18 protein-coding genes are annotated in these 15,557 nt (G+C 66.1%); 4 read left to right on the top strand and 14 right to left on the bottom strand.

Translation table 11 applies throughout. The features are described 5' to 3' along the window. The 4 genes from JNK68_03475 to JNK68_03490 all read right to left on the bottom strand — a co-directional run. On the bottom strand, positions 1-1,385 hold a 1,385-nt coding region (locus tag JNK68_03475; protein MBL8539412.1), incomplete at its 3' end, for a VWA domain-containing protein. A gap of 110 nt (positions 1,386-1,495) precedes the next feature. After that, complete coding sequence (locus JNK68_03480; GenBank protein MBL8539413.1) at positions 1,496-2,299, bottom strand: CbbQ/NirQ/NorQ/GpvN family protein; 804 nt, start codon at positions 2,297-2,299, stop codon at positions 1,496-1,498. 74 nt (positions 2,300-2,373) lie between these two features. Then, a complete protein-coding gene (locus tag JNK68_03485) occupies positions 2,374-2,730 on the bottom strand; it encodes a ribulose bisphosphate carboxylase small subunit (GenBank protein ID MBL8539414.1) in 357 nt (118 codons plus the stop codon). A 34-nt stretch (positions 2,731-2,764) separates the two neighbouring features. After that, positions 2,765-4,186, bottom strand: coding sequence for a form I ribulose bisphosphate carboxylase large subunit (locus JNK68_03490; GenBank protein MBL8539415.1), 1,422 nt, complete (start codon positions 4,184-4,186; stop codon positions 2,765-2,767). A 173-nt stretch (positions 4,187-4,359) separates the two neighbouring features. Here JNK68_03490 and JNK68_03495 point away from each other — a divergent pair, with 173 nt between their 5' ends. Together JNK68_03495 and JNK68_03500 are read left to right on the top strand one after the other, a co-directional pair. Then, positions 4,360-5,292, top strand: coding sequence for a LysR family transcriptional regulator (locus JNK68_03495; GenBank protein MBL8539416.1), 933 nt, complete (start codon positions 4,360-4,362; stop codon positions 5,290-5,292). 183 nt (positions 5,293-5,475) lie between these two features. After that, the gene (locus tag JNK68_03500; protein MBL8539417.1) at positions 5,476-6,015 is read left to right on the top strand and encodes a hypothetical protein; all 540 of its coding nucleotides are present in this window, start codon (positions 5,476-5,478) and stop codon (positions 6,013-6,015) included. Here the strand turns inward: JNK68_03500 and slmA are convergent. From slmA to JNK68_03530, 6 genes are all read right to left on the bottom strand, one after another. After that, a complete protein-coding gene (gene slmA / locus JNK68_03505) occupies positions 6,002-6,583 on the bottom strand; it encodes a nucleoid occlusion factor SlmA (protein MBL8539418.1) in 582 nt (193 codons plus the stop codon). The two genes, JNK68_03500 and slmA, sit on opposite strands and share 14 nt — an antisense overlap. A 24-nt stretch (positions 6,584-6,607) precedes the next feature. Next, the gene (locus tag JNK68_03510) at positions 6,608-7,264 is read right to left on the bottom strand and encodes a pyrimidine 5'-nucleotidase (protein ID MBL8539419.1); all 657 of its coding nucleotides are present in this window, start codon (positions 7,262-7,264) and stop codon (positions 6,608-6,610) included. A 5-nt stretch (positions 7,265-7,269) separates the two neighbouring features. Next, positions 7,270-8,157 (bottom strand): acetylglutamate kinase, encoded by an 888-nt coding sequence (gene argB / locus JNK68_03515; protein MBL8539420.1) that lies wholly within the window; start codon positions 8,155-8,157, stop codon positions 7,270-7,272. An 88-nt stretch (positions 8,158-8,245) separates the two neighbouring features. Continuing rightward, entirely contained in the window at positions 8,246-8,608 is a 363-nt protein-coding gene (locus tag JNK68_03520; protein MBL8539421.1) for a hypothetical protein, read from the bottom strand. A gap of 188 nt (positions 8,609-8,796) precedes the next feature. Further along, a complete protein-coding gene (locus tag JNK68_03525; GenBank protein ID MBL8539422.1) occupies positions 8,797-9,270 on the bottom strand; it encodes a copper chaperone PCu(A)C in 474 nt (157 codons plus the stop codon). A gap of 73 nt (positions 9,271-9,343) precedes the next feature. After that, entirely contained in the window at positions 9,344-10,174 is an 831-nt protein-coding gene (locus JNK68_03530) for a ferritin-like domain-containing protein (protein MBL8539423.1), read from the bottom strand. A gap of 110 nt (positions 10,175-10,284) precedes the next feature. Here JNK68_03530 and nfi point away from each other — a divergent pair, with 110 nt between their 5' ends. Continuing rightward, positions 10,285-10,986, top strand: a complete 702-nt coding sequence (gene nfi / locus JNK68_03535; GenBank protein MBL8539424.1) for a deoxyribonuclease V — start codon at positions 10,285-10,287, stop codon at positions 10,984-10,986. Between the two features lie 30 nt (positions 10,987-11,016). Here the strand turns inward: nfi and JNK68_03540 are convergent, their stop codons facing one another. Further along, positions 11,017-11,826 carry a response regulator transcription factor gene (locus JNK68_03540; GenBank protein MBL8539425.1) on the bottom strand — a complete coding sequence of 270 codons (810 nt, stop codon included), beginning with the start codon at positions 11,824-11,826 and terminating at the stop codon, positions 11,017-11,019. Further along, positions 11,804-12,817: a histidine kinase gene (locus JNK68_03545; GenBank protein MBL8539426.1), complete on the bottom strand. Its 1,014-nt coding sequence runs from the start codon at positions 12,815-12,817 to the stop codon at positions 11,804-11,806. The genes JNK68_03540 and JNK68_03545 overlap by 23 nt, the downstream gene beginning before the upstream one ends. Positions 12,818-12,915: 98 nt before the next feature. On the opposite strand from JNK68_03545, the gene argH reads away from it, so the two are divergent. Beyond that, positions 12,916-14,328 (top strand): argininosuccinate lyase, encoded by a 1,413-nt coding sequence (gene argH, locus JNK68_03550; GenBank protein MBL8539427.1) that lies wholly within the window; start codon positions 12,916-12,918, stop codon positions 14,326-14,328. A 45-nt stretch (positions 14,329-14,373) separates the two neighbouring features. Here argH and grxD read toward each other — a convergent pair whose 3' ends face one another. Further along, the gene (grxD, locus tag JNK68_03555) at positions 14,374-14,694 is read right to left on the bottom strand and encodes a Grx4 family monothiol glutaredoxin (GenBank protein MBL8539428.1); all 321 of its coding nucleotides are present in this window, start codon (positions 14,692-14,694) and stop codon (positions 14,374-14,376) included. A 76-nt stretch (positions 14,695-14,770) separates the two neighbouring features. Beyond that, positions 14,771-15,557: peptide chain release factor N(5)-glutamine methyltransferase (gene prmC, locus JNK68_03560; protein ID MBL8539429.1), on the bottom strand; the 787-nt coding region annotated here is incomplete at its 5' end.

A 15,557-nucleotide genomic window follows, 5' to 3' on the forward strand; every position in this document is an offset into this window, starting at 1 on the left:
TGATCCTCGTACGGAAAGAGCTCGGTCGAGAGCACCCACACTTCCTGCGCGTCGTCTCCCGCCGTCTCGACGTCGATCTCGTTGATGAACTCCATCACGCTCACGTTCCGGCGCACCTGCTGCTCGCGGTAGAGCGCTGCCGAACCGGCGCCGTATTCGATGCCGTCGAATTCCCAGACGTAGCGGTTGTCGTCGCGATAGGGAATCGCGGGCACGTCGGTACGCGGGTTGTACGCGGCACCGGCCACGACGAGATCATGCGCGAGGCGCACGCCTACGTCCCAGGACAGTCGGTTGTCGCCGAGGCGGTGCGCTTCCTGGGCGAACGCCTGACGGCCCGCCGCGATCAGCGGATGCGGATCGTCATGTGAGGCGTCGAGCAGCGCGCGGGCTAGCCGCGCCAGCAGCGCCCCGGTCCCGTCGTCGTCCGGGCTCGCCACGTGCAGCGGCAGCCACAGATCGCGCAGGCCCGGAAATTCACCGGTCGCGAGGGCCTCGATGCGCGCGTCCTCGATCACCTCGATCACCGCCATCTGCAGCGGTGTCAGCGCCTCGGCGGACAGCGGCTCCCGCGTGTAGGCGAGGTGGGCGGCGGCGTGGGTCGCCACCGCCCGGTAGAGTTCGAGTCCGCTCACCTCAGCGATCGCATCGAAGGCGTCCGGCATGTGGATCATGTAATCCGCGATGTACGTCCGATAGCCTTCGCGCGATTCGAAGTCGCCGCTCGTGGGCCGCAGGAAGAAGTCGCGTCCCCACAGCGCGCGCAGATACATCCCGATGCGCCGCTGCACGTCGACGAAGAGCGTGCCGCGGCGCTCCTTCTGCAGCACCGCGAGCGCGTCGGGACTCTCGAGCCCGAAATAGCGCACCTGCGCCTCGAAGTCGGTGCGGTGCGCCTGCGCTCCCCAGGTTGCCCAGCGCCGCAGCCCGCCGAGGGTGAGCTGCGTGAGCAGCGTCTCGAGGTGGTCGAGCATCGGGCGCATGCCGCGCGGCGCCTGCGCCAGCAGCTGCGCGAGCAGCCGCAGGTAGCCGCGGAAGACCTCGATGTCGCCCAGCCGGCGCGCCGCGAGCGGTGCGGTGGCGCACACCAGGGCGATGACGGCGCCGCTCGTCTTCGACGCCATGGCAAGCGCCGCCTGCACCAGGTCGTCGACGGCATCCTCGCCGATCTCGCGGGCGATCTCCGGCGCCCCCTGGATGAAGGAGACGACGAGATCGGTGCCGCGCCCGAGCGACTTGAGCGCGCGTGCGCCGCGCAGATACGCCTCCAGCCCGCGCGGCGAGAAGACGCGAGCCGCCTCGTGCCAGGCCGCGCGCAGCACGTCGGCGGGATGGTCGCCGAGCTCGGTCAGGAGCTCGTCGTAGTCTTCGAGCTGTACGGTCATGTCGTGAGACGGGATGGGGGAAGCGGGAGGCGGAGGCGGGATTGACCCGTTCGCTCATTCACGACTTCACACCTTCACGCTGCTCGCCCTCTTTCCTCTCCTCTCTCGTCCTAAAAGTACGTCGTCACCGCGGCGTCCAGCGCGTCGCGCATGTCCGGGTCGTCCGTGATCGGCCGCACCAGTGCCACGCGGCAGGCGTCGATGGGCGCGACACCGCGCGCGATCAGCGACCCGGCGTGCACCAGCATGCGCGTCGAGATGCCTTCATCGAGACCGTGCCCCTTGAGGTTGCGCGCGCGTTCGGCGATCGCCACCAGCTTGCCCGCCGCCGCGGCCTCGATGCCGGCCTCGTGGGTGACGATCTCGACCTCGATCTCGTGCTCGGGATAGGAAAAGTCGAGCGCGCCGAAGCGCTGCTTGGTGGACTGCTTCAAGTCCTTCATCAGGCTCTGGTAGCCGGGGTTGTACGAGATCACCAGCTGGAAGTCGGCGTGCGCGCGCACCAGTTCCCCTTTCTTGTCGAGCGGCAGCACGCGGCGTGCGTCGGTGAGCGGGTGGATGACGACGGTCGTGTCCTGCCGCGCTTCCACCACTTCGTCCAGATAGCAGATGGCGCCGTGGCGCGCGGCGACGGTGAGCGGACCGTCCTGCCAGCGCGTGCCGGTGGCATCGAGCAGGAAGCGCCCGACCAGGTCGGAGGCCGTCATGTCCTCGTTGCAGGCGACGGTGATGAGCGGCTTGCCGAGCTTCCACGCCATGTACTCGACGAAGCGAGTCTTGCCGCAGCCGGTCGGACCTTTCAGCATCATCGGCATGCGCACCGAATACGCCGCCTCGTACAGCGCCACTTCGTCGCCGACGGCGCGGTAGTAGGGCTGCTCCCGAATCAGATATTGCCGGACCTCTTCGTTCATCTTCCGTGTCCTTCTAGAACAAAGCCCCCGGCACCTTGCGGCGACGGGGGCCTTGCGCGAGTGTCGCCGAAGCTCTAGACGGTGGCGCCGCGGTAGACCACCATCGCCGTGCCCTGGGACTGCTTGAAGTTGTCGTAGCCGATGAGGCGCACGTGGTGGCGCGGGTTGGCCTTGTGGCAGGCTTCCGCCTCGGCCAGGATGCGGTCGACGTCGGTCTCGCCGAACATCGGCAGCTTCCACATGTACCAGTAGGAACCCCTCAGCTGTTCGGGCTCGGTGTGCTCGATGGCGGGATTCCAGCCCTGCTTCACGACGAACTCCACCTGCCGACGGATCTCGTCCGGCGTCATCGACGACAGATACGAGAAGGTCTCGAACTTGCGGCTGCCCGGATCGGAAATGCGCGACTTGTAGTCCTGTACTTCACTCATGGTCGTGGTCCTCGTGTGGGGTCGGCGATACCGGTCAGCGATGGCCCACGGCCAGCTTGTCGACGGTGTCGAACTCGAACTTGATTTCCTTCCAGGTTTCCATCGCCACCTTGAGCTCCGGACTGGACTTGGCGGCCTCGGTCAGGATTTCCTTGCCTTCCTTCTCGACGGCGCGGCCTTCATTACGCGCCTTGACGCACGCCTCCAACGCGACGCGATTGGCGGCAGCGCCGGCGGCGTTGCCCCACGGGTGTCCGAGCGTGCCGCCGCCGAACTGCAGGCACGCATCGTCGCCGAAGATCGACACCAGCGCCGGCATGTGCCAAACGTGGATGCCACCCGAGGCGACCGGGAAGACGCCCGGCATCGCACCCCAGTCCTGGTCGAACATGATGCCGCGGCTGCGGTCTTCCTTCACGAAGCGCTCGCGCATGATGTCGATCCATCCCAGCGTGGCTTCGCGATCGCCTTCTAGCTTGCCCACCACGGTGCCCGAATGCAGGTGGTCGCCACCGGAGAGCCGCAGCGCCTTGGCGAGCACGCGGAAGTGGATGCCGTGGTGCGGATTGCGGTCGAGCACGGCGTGCATGGCGCGGTGGATGTGCAGCAACACGCCATTCTTGCGGCACCAGCGCGCGAGCCCCGTGTTGGCGCAGAAGCCGCCGGTGAGGAAGTCGTGCATGATGATCGGCGCGCCCAGCTCCTTGGCGAAGTCAGCGCGCTCGTACATTTCCTCCGGCGATGGCGCGGTGACGTTGAGGTAGTGACCCTTGCGCTCACCGGTCTCCGCTTCCGCCTTGTGCACCGCCTCCATGACGAACTGGAAACGATCGCGCCAGCGCATGAAGGGCTGCGAGTTGACGTTCTCGTCGTCCTTGGTGAGATCGAGGCCGCCGCGCAGGCACTCGTACACGGCGCGGCCGTAGTTCTTCGCCGACAGCCCGAGCTTGGGCTTGATGGTGCAGCCGAGCAGCGCGCGCCCGTACTTGTTGAGCTTGTCGCGCTCGACCTGGATGCCGTGGGGCGGGCCGTTGCAGGTCATCACGTAAGCGATGGGGAAGCGCACGTCCTCCAGGCGCAGGGCGCGGATCGCCTTGAAGCCGAACACGTTGCCGACGAGGGACGTGAACACGTTCACCACCGAGCCTTCCTCGAAGAGGTCGATGGGATACGCGACGAAGGCGTAGAAGCAGCTGTCGTCGCCGGGCACGTCCTCGATGCGGTAGGCGCGCCCCTTGTAGTAGTCGAGATCGGTCAGCAGGTCCGTCCACACCGTGGTCCAGGTGCCGGTCGATGATTCGGCGGCGACGGCGGCTGCCGCTTCTTCGCGGTCGACCCCGGGCTGCGGTGTGATCTTGAAGCAGGCCAGGATGTCAGTGTCCTTGACTTGGTAGTCGGGTTCCCAATAGGTGCTGCGGTACTCCTTGACCCCGGCGCTGTACTTTTTGACGGCCATGATTTCCTCCGATGCGGCGGCTTGTTTCGGGTCGCGAGGGATGCGGCTGTCTCCCCGCGACGCCCCTGAAAACGAGGCCAAACTATAGTCCGCGCGTAATCATCAGAACAAGTTAATTATTCTGATCATTATGATAAGATCACGCGGACGTCGGGAACAGGAACAAGCGCGCCGTGCTGCACCTCACTTTGCGTCAGTTGAGGGTCTTCGAGTCGGTTGCGCGCCACCTCTCGTTCTCCCGCGCGGCCGAGGAACTGCACCTCACCCAGCCCGCGGTCTCGATGCAGATCAAGCAGCTCGAGGACAACGTCGGCCTCCCCCTGTTCGAGCAGCTCGGCAAGAAGATCTACCTCACCGACGCCGGCCGCGAACTCAACCAGTACAGCCGGTCGATCGCGCAGCAACTCAAGGAAGTGGAGGAGGTGCTCGATCAGCTGAAGGGGCTCGAGCGCGGGCGGCTCATCATCTCGGTGATCAGCACGGCCAAGTATTTCGTGCCCAAGCTGCTCGCCCGCTTTCAGAAGATGCACCCGAAGATCTCGGTCAGCATCTACGTCGCGAACCGCGAGAACGTCCTCAAGCATCTGGCCGATAACGAGGTCGACCTCGCCATCATGGGGCGCCCGCCGCAGAACATGGAACTGCAGGCGGAACCGATCATGGACAACCCGCTGGTGTGCGTGGCGGCACCCGACCATCCCCTCGCCAAGCTGAAGAAGATCCCCCTGTCGCGCCTGGAGGAGGAGAGCTTCCTCGTGCGCGAACCCGGGTCCGGCACCCGGCACGCCATGGAGCGCTTCTTCACCGAGCACGGCGTCAAGTTGAACCGCGGCATCGAAATGGATACGAACGAGGCGATCAAGGCCGTCGTCGGTGCGGGCATGGGGCTGTCGGTGATCTCCCTGCACACCTGCGAGCTGGAGGTCGAAACCAGGCGGCTGGTGGTGCTCAACGTCGAGGATTTCCCGATCGTGCGCCAATGGTATCTGGTGCACCGGGCACAGAAGCGGCTGACTGCGTCCGCGCTCGCGTTCCGGGAATATCTGCTGGCGGAGGCGCCGAAGCTGATGCCGCTGCCGAAACGCGGCCGCTCGCCCGCGCGGTAGGCGATTCGGGCTGCAGGACGCGCACCTGCCTGCCGACGACGCGCCCTTGATGGAGCACTGAGCCTGGACCTGCCGCTTTCCCTCATCGCCATCGCGGTCGGCGCGATCGGGCTCGCGTTCCTCATCGCCGCGGTCACCGCGCTCGCGCGCTGGCAGCCGCTCTCCTTTGCGCTGCGCGGATGCGTGAGCGTTCTGCTGATCCCCTTCGCCGGGCTGCTTGCCATCGTGAGCGTGGGCACGCTCGGCTACCAGGCGCTCGCGAAGGAGGAAGTCGCCGCCTGGGTACGGGTCGAGCCCGCCGGACCCGAGCGCTTCACGGCGAAGTTCCGCTTTCCCGATGGCCGCACGGCGACCTACCTCCTCGCCGGCAACGAACTCTACGTCGATGCCCACATCCTGAAGTGGAAGCCGGTCGCGAATCTGCTCGGGCTGCATACCCAGTACGAACTCGACCGCGTTGCCGGTCGCTACCGCCGGCTCGAAGAGGAGCAGGCGCGGGTGCGCACCGTATACCCGCTCGCGCGCTCGAAGCCTTTCGACATGTTCGACCTGCGGCACGAGTTCGAGGCACTGTCGCCGCTGCTCGACGCCGAATACGGTTCGGCTTCGTTCGTGCCGGCGGATCGCAGCATGGAGTGGGAGCTGCGGGTGTCGACGAGCGGGCTCTTGTTCCGACCGAGCAACAGTTCGCCGCGTCAGCGCGAGGCGCTCAGCCGGGCATGAGCCCGTGCCACTGGCGCGGCCAGTATTCGAGCGGATCGCGCTTGAAGCCGCTTCTCGCGAACTGGTGCCAGCGCCCGACGACGTAGGACATGATGAGGTTCGCCTGCGCCGCGGCGTCGAACTCGATCCGGGTTTCGCGCTGGCTCGCCGCGAAGCGCAGTGCCTGCTTGATCGTCGCCTCCAGTCGATCGTGCAGCTGATTGATGCGAAGCTGCAGCCGCTCGTTCTCGTGCACCAGTGCCTCGCCGATCAGCACCCGGGTCATGCCGCGGTTCTTCTGCGCGAAGGCGAGCAGCATCGAGACCAGCCGTTCGAGCTGCTTCGTGCCGCTCGTCTCCTCGACGCTGATCCGGTTGGCGAGCGCGAAAATCGTCTCCTCGATGAACTCGATGAGCCCTTCGAACATCTGCGCCTTGCTCGCGAAGTGGCGGTAGAGCGCGGCCTCCGAGACGTCCAGCCGGGCCGCGAGCGACGCGGTCGTGATCTTCCCGGGGGAAGGGCGTTCGAGCATCTCCGCCAGGACCTCGAGAATCTGCTTCTTCCGTTCCCCGGGTCTGGTGATCGGCATGCCCGTATTCTCCCGTCGTCCCTGTCAGCCCAGCGCCCTCGCGGCAGCAGGCAGATCACGCACGCTGCGCACGACGACGTCCACGTAATCCGGCACCCGGCCGCCGGCGCTCACCCACACCGTCCTCATGCCGAGCCGCCGGGCAGTACGCAGATTCGGCAGAGAATCCTCGACCATTACGCAGGCGCGCGGATGCAGCCCGTGCCGACGCAGCAGCCGCAGGAAACCGGCCGGGTCCGGCTTCGGCCGGAAGCCGGTGTGCTCGATGGAAAATATGCCATCGAAAAGATCCGTGATGCGCAGGATGCGCAGCACCGCCTCGGCATAGCGGACGGGCGAATTGGAGAACACGACCTTGCGCCCTGGCAGTCGGCACAGGGCGGCGCGCAGTCCCGGCTCGCGCAGGACCATGCGCGTCAGGTCCGGAAAGTCGTGGGTCACGCTGAGAAAGTGATGCGGGTCGGTGCCGTGGTGGCGCATGAGACCGAGCAGGGTGGCACCGTAGCGCTTCCAGTAATGGCGGCGCAGCCGGCTCGCCTGCTCGGTGTCGAGATCGAGGTGATGCGCCAGGTACGCGGTCATCGACCGGTTGAGATGCGGAAAGACGTGCGGGGTGGCGTCGTGCAGCGTGTTGTCCAGATCGAAGATCCAGGCCCACGACCGCCGTTGCCGGCCCGCCATCGGGGTCATTTCGACCGGATCAGCGTGCCCACGCCCTCGTCGGTCAGGACTTCCAGCAGCAGTGCATGCTCGACCCGCCCGTCGATGATGTGCACGCTCTTCACGCCGCCGCGCGCCGCATCCAGCGCCGACGAGATCTTCGGCAGCATGCCGCCGGATAGCGTGCCGTCGGCGACGAGTTCGTCGATTCCCTTCGGTGTGAGCCCCGTCAGCAGGTTGCCGTCGCGATCCAGCACTCCCGGCGTGTTGGTGAGGAGGATGAGCTTCTCGGCCTGCAGGATTTCTGCGAGTTTGCCCGCCACCAGATCCGCATTGATGTTGTAGGACTCGCCCTCGGGTCCGATGCCGATCGGCGCCACGACCGGGATGAAGCCCCCGCTTTCGAGCGAATCGATCACGCCCGGATCGATGCCGGCGATCTCGCCCACCTGCCCGATGTCGATCAGCTCCTCGGGCCGCTCGCGGTTGGGCAGCAGGAGCTTGCGTGCATGGATGAAATGGCCGTCCTGCCCGGTCAGGCCGACCGCCTTGCCGCCGGCGCGATTGATCAGCGTCACGATGTCCTTGTTCACCGCGCCGCCCAGCACCATCTCCACCACGTCCATGGTCTCGGCATCGGTCACCCGCATGCCCTGCACGAACTCGCCCTTCTTGCCGAGGCGCGTGAGCAGTTGCTCGATCTGCGGACCGCCGCCGTGCACGACCACCGGGTTCATGCCGACCAGTTTGAGCAGCACGACGTCGTGCGCGAAGCTCTTCTGCAGCGTGATGTCGGTCATGGCGTTGCCGCCGTACTTGATCACGATGGTCTTGCCGTGAAAGCGGCGGATGTAGGGCAGCGCCTCGGCCAGGTACAGGGCCTTCTGCGCGGCGGCGGACGGAGTGAGCGTCATGGCGGTGTGCGGTGTCGACAAACGCGCGGATTCTACACCGGTGCGGCGGGCATGCGTGCCGCGGGGCGGCGCCGGACTTCCGCGTGCCTCAGTCGGCAGGGATCACGGTGAGCCACGTCTCCCGCCGCGGACTCAACGCGATCTGCAGCCAGTACGTTCCCGCAGCAGGCAACTGGTAGACGAGCACCTTCTGCACACCGTCGCACTCGAACGTGGCCTCGTCCGGCGCCGGATCGAGCAGCCTGCCGCCCTCCGTCGCGATGTCGAGCCACGCATCGCGATCGACGCCGATCCGATAGGCGCCGGGACGCGTGACATGCATGCGGACGATGCCGGCGAATATCGCCCCGCGCGCCTTCTCCCGCTCGCGGCGAAGATCCTCCGACGTCCCTGGCAGCATCACCGTCTTCTCCGGCGCGAGCTGGAGCGCGACCCGTTGGCGAACAGGCACGGCCCGCGCCTGCGTCGACGCCCTGAGCAGCGCAGTCATGGGCGCGGGTTTGCTCGCGCAGAGGCGCTTCTCCGCTGCAGAATCGGGCTCCGCAGCGGGCGCAGACGCGCTGCAGACAACGCCCAACGCAAGCAGAACGATCAGCTTCACTCCCCGGATAATCGAGCGTCTGTCTCCCGTACCAAAAGTCAATGGTGGGCAGCGCCACCGCGAGCGTCTCTCACCTCGGCCTCGACGCTCAACTTCTCGGTCTTGCCACCGCTTTCGATGACCAGCGTGAGCGGCACCTTTTCGCCGACCTTCAGCGGCTGCTGGATGTCGATCAGCATCACGTGCAGCCCGCCAGGCGCGAGTTGCACCGTCGTGCCGGCCGGCAGATCGACCTTCGGGATCGCGCGCATCTTCATGACGTCCCCATCCATCTTCATCTCGTGCAGTTCGACGACCCTGGCCACTGGCGATTCCGCCCTGACCAGCGCCGCCGGTGCAACGCTCACGACGTTGAGATAGGCGGCGGCGACGCTTTGCCCCGGCGCGGTCGCCCTCGCCCAGGCATCGCTCACTTTGACGCCGGCATCGGCGTGAGACAGGCCAGGTGCAAGCAGCAGGATGGTTGCACAGAGCGTCGCGCGAGCGGCGCGTACGGAACGACCGACGATCATGATGAATCTCCAGGAGTGGAAAGCGTAGAAGAGAGAACGTATGCCGCCTTGCCTGCACGGCAATGGCGAAGCCCTAACTGAAGATGAGGCCGCGCGCGCCGTACACGAGCAGTCTCAGCATGGGAGCGCGAACGCGCCGCGGCAGTCCAACCGGCTTGAGCAGCATCTTGACCGACATCTCGAACGGGAAATTGCGCTGCATGATGCGCCGCAGATTGCGGTTGTAGTCGCGATAGTACCGGTCTTCGAAGGGCGTCTCGGGAAAGCGCACCTGGAAGGCATGTCGATAGGCAACGAGCGAATCTTCGCTCTTCGCTTCAGCGATGCGCTTCAGGATCGCGAGCACGATGCGCGTCCGGCTCACCGTCTCGACCGCCCGGTAACGCTGGAAATGGCGGTAGAAGTAACTGAAGTGGCGGACCTCGTCGCTCTTGATGTGAGCCGTCAGCTCCTTGAGCAGGGGCTCGTCGGTATAGTCGTGGATCGCACGATACAGCGACGAGGTGCCGGTCTCGACCACGCACCGCGCCGCCAGTTCGAGCCCGCGGGTGGGCTCGAACTCGTCGAGGGTGCACATCGCGGAATACTCCGCGAAGAAACCCGCGTTGGCGCGCTCCCAGTCGAATTCCGGCCACACCGCCCGTATGTAAGCACGCAGGGCGCGGCCGTGCTGCATCTCCTCGTGTTCCCAGTGGTGCCTGAGCCAACCCTCGACCTCGGCGTCACCGGCGTAGTAAGCGCTGAGATTACGGGTATACAGGTCGGAGGCCGCCTCGACGAACGAGGACATGACGAGGAAGAAGAAAAGCGTGTCGTCGCCGCGGACGCGCTCGGCTTCGAGCTTGGAAAAGTCGATCTCTTCCAGTCGCCAAGGTAATCTGTGAGCCGCGGCGGACGGCTGCACGTCGGTCTGAAGTGCGGTCACGACCTCTGTTCGGGACATTACCAGGATGTGACAGTGTAGCAGCGGCCTTACCTGCCTGCCATGCCGGGGCCCGCACCTCCGGTTTCACCATGACGGAATACGCACGACCGATCAGTCACCCGTGGGATCTCGCGCCGCGTGAAGCGATCGCGCTCCAGCGCGCGCTCGCATCGCTCGTGATCCGGACGGGTGAGCCGGCGCCGGTCCACCGTGTCGCCGGTGTGGACGTCGGCATCGCCGGCGGTTGCGCGCGGGCCGCGGTCGCGGTGCTCGCCTTTCCGTCCCTGGAACTGGTGGACTCGGCAGTGGTGGAAAGGCCCGTCAGCTTTCCCTATGTGCCGGGTCTCCTGTCCTTCCGCGAGGTCCCTGTCGTGCTGGAAGCACTCGAGCAGGTGACGGTGCGTCCCGATGTCATCCTCTGCGACGGGCAGGGAATCGCGCACCCGCGCCGTTGCGGATTCGCCAGCCATCTCGGACTGAGCACTGATCTGCCCACGATCGGCGTGGCAAAGAGCCGACTCATCGGCACGCACGACAGCCCGCCGGCGGACAAGGGCGCGTGGGTGCCGCTCGTGCACGAGGCGGAGGTGATCGGGGCGGTGCTGAGGACACGTGCGGGGGTGGCACCGATCTACATTTCGATCGGTCATCGCGTGGACCTCGACAGTGCCATCCGCTGCGTGCTGTCGTGCACCACCCGCTACCGCCTGCCGGAGACCACCCGCTGGGCACACCGTCTTGCCTCCGGGGTTCCGCGCAAAGGCACGCTGAAAACGCCGCGGCGGCCCTGAGGCCGCCGCGAGAACCGGCATCGTTACGGACTACGACGGGGTCGGTCCGCTGAATTCGCGCACGACGTGCTGCTGGCGACGAGACACCGGAAGCTTCTCCTCCACGCCGTCCAGTCTCACCACCCAATGCCCGTCGCCGTTGTCGTTGGTGACGCGCTCGAAGCCGGTGACGAAAGCGCGACCGACGAGGCAGTTGCGGTGCACACGCAGGAACTTGTCGGTGAACTCCTCTTCGAGCCGTGTCAACGATTCCTCGATCAGGTATTCGCGCTGCGCAGTGCGGATCGTGACGTACTTGAGCTCCGCCTTGAGATAGATGATCTCCTTGATCGGCACCAGATGGACGCGTCCTCGCTCCTGCACCGAGAGATGCGACCGCGGCTCAGGCTTCGGCTGCGGCGGCTCGATCGGCACCGGCATCAACTGGCGGACGCGGTTGAGCGCATCGAAGAGGCGCCCGAGGCGGATCGGCTTCACGAGATAGTCCACGGCGTGGAGCTCGAACGCCTTGATGGCATAGGCATCATAGGCAGTGGTGAAGATCACGATCGGCGGGTCGGGAAGCTTCCGCAGCTGTTCCGCGAACTCGATCCCGTCCATCTCCGGCATGCGAATGTCGAGAAGCACCACATCCGCGGGGTGGCTGCTCAGTATGTCCAGCGCCGTGCGCCCGTCCGCCGCTTCGCCCACGACGTCGATCGGCATCTTGTGGCTGCAGTCGCTCAGGAGGTCCCGCAGGCGGCTGCGTGCCGGCGCCTCGTCGTCGACGATGAGAATGCGCAGCTGACGACCGACAATGCTGCCGATCGGCGGATCCTCAGCGGGCTGCAGCAGTGACATATGGGATAACGATGTGGACATTGTAAGTACTCTCCGTCGCGGTGTTCGTGATGCCGGCTTCGGCGTCGAAGTGGAGCGCGAGCCGCTCCCGGATGTTCGCCATCGCCATCTTGTTGCCCGAGTGATGCCGCCCCTGCCTGCGCACGGGGTTGGTTACGACTGCGTGCAGCGCCTTGCCCTTGAGGTAAATGCTGATGCTGACCGTGCCCGGCTCGATGGCGGGCTCGATCCCGTGGTAGACGGCGTTCTCGATGATCGGCTGCAGCAGGAGCGGCGGCATCAGGGCGTCCTCCGGCATGTCCTCGACATGCCAGGCGACGCGCAGCCTCGCGCCCAGCCGCAACTGCTCGAGATCCAGGTACTGTCGGCAGAGCTCCACTTCCCGGGTGAGTGGAGCGAGCTGGCGGTTGTCCTGCATCAGGACCCGAAAGAGATCGGCCAGGTCTTCCAGTGCCGCTTCGGCGCGGCGCGGCTCGGCCCGGATCAAGGACAGAACCGCGTTCAGACTGTTGAAGAGAAAGTGCGGGCGGATGCGCGCCTGCAGCGCCTGCAACCGCGCGATGGTGAGCGCCGGCGAAAGCAGGCGGCTGCGCATATTGAAGTAACCGACGATGACCGCGGAGGCCGCTAGCGCCACGATGACGGCGCGGGCGAGGCCATCACTCCCGCCCATCAGGGTCGCGCCGTATTCCCATACCAGCACGGTTACCAGGACTGCGAGCGCGAGGATCGCGCAGATCCCGGCCGGATAGGACAGCTTCTGCAGCACCGGGCTCACCGCCATCAGCGCGAGCAGGGTGAGCAGCAGGATCGGCTGGAAGAGCGAGGAAATCTCGACGAGCTGACGACCCGTCGTGTCGAGCGTCGGCGCTTTCACCACTGCCGCGGCCAGCGCCATCGCATTCGCCATGACGAGCACGCGCAGCATGACGCCAAGATTGCGAAAGTTCGGCAGCGCAACGGCTTCGCCGTTTTGATTTATACTCGCCATGTCACCCGTGGGTGGCAGAACTCAAGGATTTTTCAGGTATTTTTCGGAAGACTTAACGGGCGCGTCGGCGCGCTCGAGCCTCCCTCAAAGCAAACCCGATGCCCGACGAAAGGTCGCCCGACGTGGATTCAGAAGGCGGGACATGGTCCGGCCGCTTTGCCGAACCGCTGGACGAACTGACCAAGCGCTACACCGCGTCGATCGGCTTCGATCATCGTCTGGCGGCGTTCGACATCCAGGGGTCGCTCGCGCACGCACGCATGCTCGAAGCGGCAGGAATCCTGACCACGGCTGATCTGGCCGCGATCGAGTGTGGGCTGTCCGTCATCCTCGACGAAATCCGCGCGGGCGCGTTTCCCTGGTCGGTGGACGACGAGGACGTGCACCTCAATATCGAGAAGCGGCTCACGGCGCTCGTCGGCGACGCCGGCAAGCGTCTGCACACGGCACGCTCGCGCAACGACCAGGTCGCCACGGACATCCGTCTGTACCTGCGTGCCGCGATCGAGGAGAGCACGCTCCTCATCGCCGACCTGCAGCGTGCGCTGCTCGACCTGGCGGAGGCGCACCCGGCGACCATCATGCCGGGCTTCACGCACCTGCAGGTCGCGCAGCCGGTAACGTTCGGCCACCATCTCATGGCCTACGTGGAAATGCTGGAGCGAGACCGCGGGCGACTGCACGATTGCTGCAGGCGCCTGAATCGTCTACCGCTGGGCGCTGCCGCCCTGGCCGGCACCTCGTTCCCGATCGACCGGGAGCGGGTGGCGCGGGAGTTGGGCTTCGATGGTGTCTGCGAGAATTCGCTCGACGCCGTGTCCGATCGCGACTTCGCCATGGAATTCGCCGCGGCGGCAGCGATCGTGATGACGCACCTGTCGCGGCTTTCGGAAGAGTTCATTCTGTGGATGAGTCCGCGCTTCGGCTTCGTCGAGTTGGCGGATCGCCACTGCACGGGCTCGTCGATCATGCCGCAGAAGAAGAACCCCGACGTGCCGGAACTCGTCCGCGGCAAGACCGGGCGGGTCGCCGGCCACCTGGTCGCGCTGCTGATGCTGATGAAGGGTCAGCCGCTCGCCTACAACAAGGACAACCAGGAGGACAAGGAGCCGCTCTTCGACACGGTCGACACGCTTGCTGCCACGCTCAGAATCTACGCCGACATGATGCGTGGCCTCACGGTGAACGCGGAGCGGATGCGAGCGGCTGCGCTGGAGGGTTATGCGACCGCCACGGACCTGGCCGATTACCTCGTGCGCAAGGGATTGCCCTTTCGGGATGCTCATGAGGCCGTCGCCCGCGCGGTGCGACTGGCCGTCGATCGCGACTGCGATCTCGCTCAACTCCGTCTCGCCGACCTGCGCGGGTTCTCGCCGCTCGTGGAGGCGGACGTGTTCGACGTGCTGACGCCGGAGGGATCGACCGCGGCGCGCGACCATATCGGCGGCACCGCGCCTGCTCAGGTCAGGGCCGCGATCGCACGCGCTCGCGCGCGGCTCCCGCAGAAGTGAAGAAGCCGGCTCGCGCCGGCTTCCGGGTCTCTCCTGCCGCATCCGTCAGCTGGTGACTTTCTCCTTCACCAGCTTCTGCAATTCGCCGCTCTGATACATCTCGCGCATGATGTCGGAGCCGCCCACGAACTCGCCCCCGACATAGAGCTGCGGAATCGTCGGCCAGTTGGCGAACTCCTTGATGCCCTGGCGGATGTCCGGATCCTCCAGCACGTTCACCGAGTAGAACTCGGTCACGCCGCAGGCCTTGAGAATCTGCACGGCGGTGGCGCTGAAGCCGCATTGCGGAAAATCCGGCGTGCCCTTCATGTACAGGACAACCGGATTGATCGTCACCTGCTGCTTGATCTCTTCCTGAACGCTCATGACAACTCCTTGAAAACGGGCGACTAAATGACTGATGGAAAGACTCGGGAATGGTACGGGCAAGCGCCCTTTCCGGTCAATGGCGAGCGATTTGACCGCAAGTCACACGTTCGATTCCCGCCAGGTCGCGTATCGTGGAAATAGACCGGAAGGCCGCCACCTCCAACAGTTCACGGCAGGCGGCCGCCTGGTCGTGGCCGTGTTCGAAGAAGAGCGCACCGCCCGGAGTCAGATGACGGGCTGCGCCGTCCACGAGCGCGCGGAGGCAGTCGAGGCCGTCCGCGCCGCCGATGAGGGCCGCACGCGGCTCGAAGCGCAGATCGCCCCGATCGAGATGCGGGTCGCCGGCCGCCACGTAGGGCGGATTGGACACGATCACGTCGAACTGTTCTGCCGCGAGCCCGGCGTACCAGTCGGACTCGAGGAAACGCACGCGCGCGGCGAGCGACAGGGCATTCTCGCGCGCCACGCCGAGCGCAGCGGCGTTGCTGTCGGTCGCGGATACTTCGGCATACGGTCGCAGGCGCGCCAGCGTGATGGCGATGGCGCCGCTGCCGGTACCGAGGTCCAGTATTCGCGCGTCCTGATCGGGCCCGATTCGGGCGAGCACCGCGTCGACCAGGATCTCCGTCTCCGGCCGGGGGATGAGCACGGCAGGGGTGACGCGGAAATCCAGACCGTGGAACTCGCGCCGTCCGACGAGATAGGCATACGGCTCACCACGCGAGCGGCGTTCGACCAGATCCGCATACGCCCGACGCCCCGGACCGTCGAGGCGGTCGCCCTGGCGCGCCGCGATCTGCGCCCGCGACAGGCAGGCAGCTGCCGCGAGCAATCCCTGCGCCTCGCGGTATCCGTCTGCG

Source organism: Betaproteobacteria bacterium, assembly GCA_016791345.1.
Lineage (GTDB): Bacteria > Pseudomonadota > Gammaproteobacteria > Burkholderiales > JAEUMW01 > JAEUMW01.

Bases quoted from the DNA above. Each gene is read 5' to 3' on its own strand.
- JNK68_03480 (MBL8539413.1), bottom strand. From the start codon at position 2,299: ATGAACGAAGAGGTCCGGCAATATCTGATTCGGGAGCAGCCCTACTAC.
- JNK68_03485 (MBL8539414.1), bottom strand. From the start codon at position 2,730: ATGAGTGAAGTACAGGACTACAAGTCGCGCATTTCCGATCCGGGCAGC.
- JNK68_03490 (MBL8539415.1), bottom strand. From the start codon at position 4,186: ATGGCCGTCAAAAAGTACAGCGCCGGGGTCAAGGAGTACCGCAGCACC.
- JNK68_03545 (MBL8539426.1), bottom strand. From the start codon at position 12,817: ATGGCGAGTATAAATCAAAACGGCGAAGCCGTTGCGCTGCCGAACTTT.
- slmA (MBL8539418.1), bottom strand. From the start codon at position 6,583: ATGCCGATCACCAGACCCGGGGAACGGAAGAAGCAGATTCTCGAGGTC.
- JNK68_03510 (MBL8539419.1), bottom strand. From the start codon at position 7,264: ATGGCGGGCCGGCAACGGCGGTCGTGGGCCTGGATCTTCGATCTGGAC.
- nfi (MBL8539424.1), top strand. From the start codon at position 10,285: ATGACGGAATACGCACGACCGATCAGTCACCCGTGGGATCTCGCGCCG.
- JNK68_03540 (MBL8539425.1), bottom strand. From the start codon at position 11,826: ATGTCACTGCTGCAGCCCGCTGAGGATCCGCCGATCGGCAGCATTGTC.
- JNK68_03525 (MBL8539422.1), bottom strand. From the start codon at position 9,270: ATGATCGTCGGTCGTTCCGTACGCGCCGCTCGCGCGACGCTCTGTGCA.
- grxD (MBL8539428.1), bottom strand. From the start codon at position 14,694: ATGAGCGTTCAGGAAGAGATCAAGCAGCAGGTGACGATCAATCCGGTT.
- argB (MBL8539420.1), bottom strand. From the start codon at position 8,157: ATGACGCTCACTCCGTCCGCCGCCGCGCAGAAGGCCCTGTACCTGGCC.
- argH (MBL8539427.1), top strand. From the start codon at position 12,916: ATGCCCGACGAAAGGTCGCCCGACGTGGATTCAGAAGGCGGGACATGG.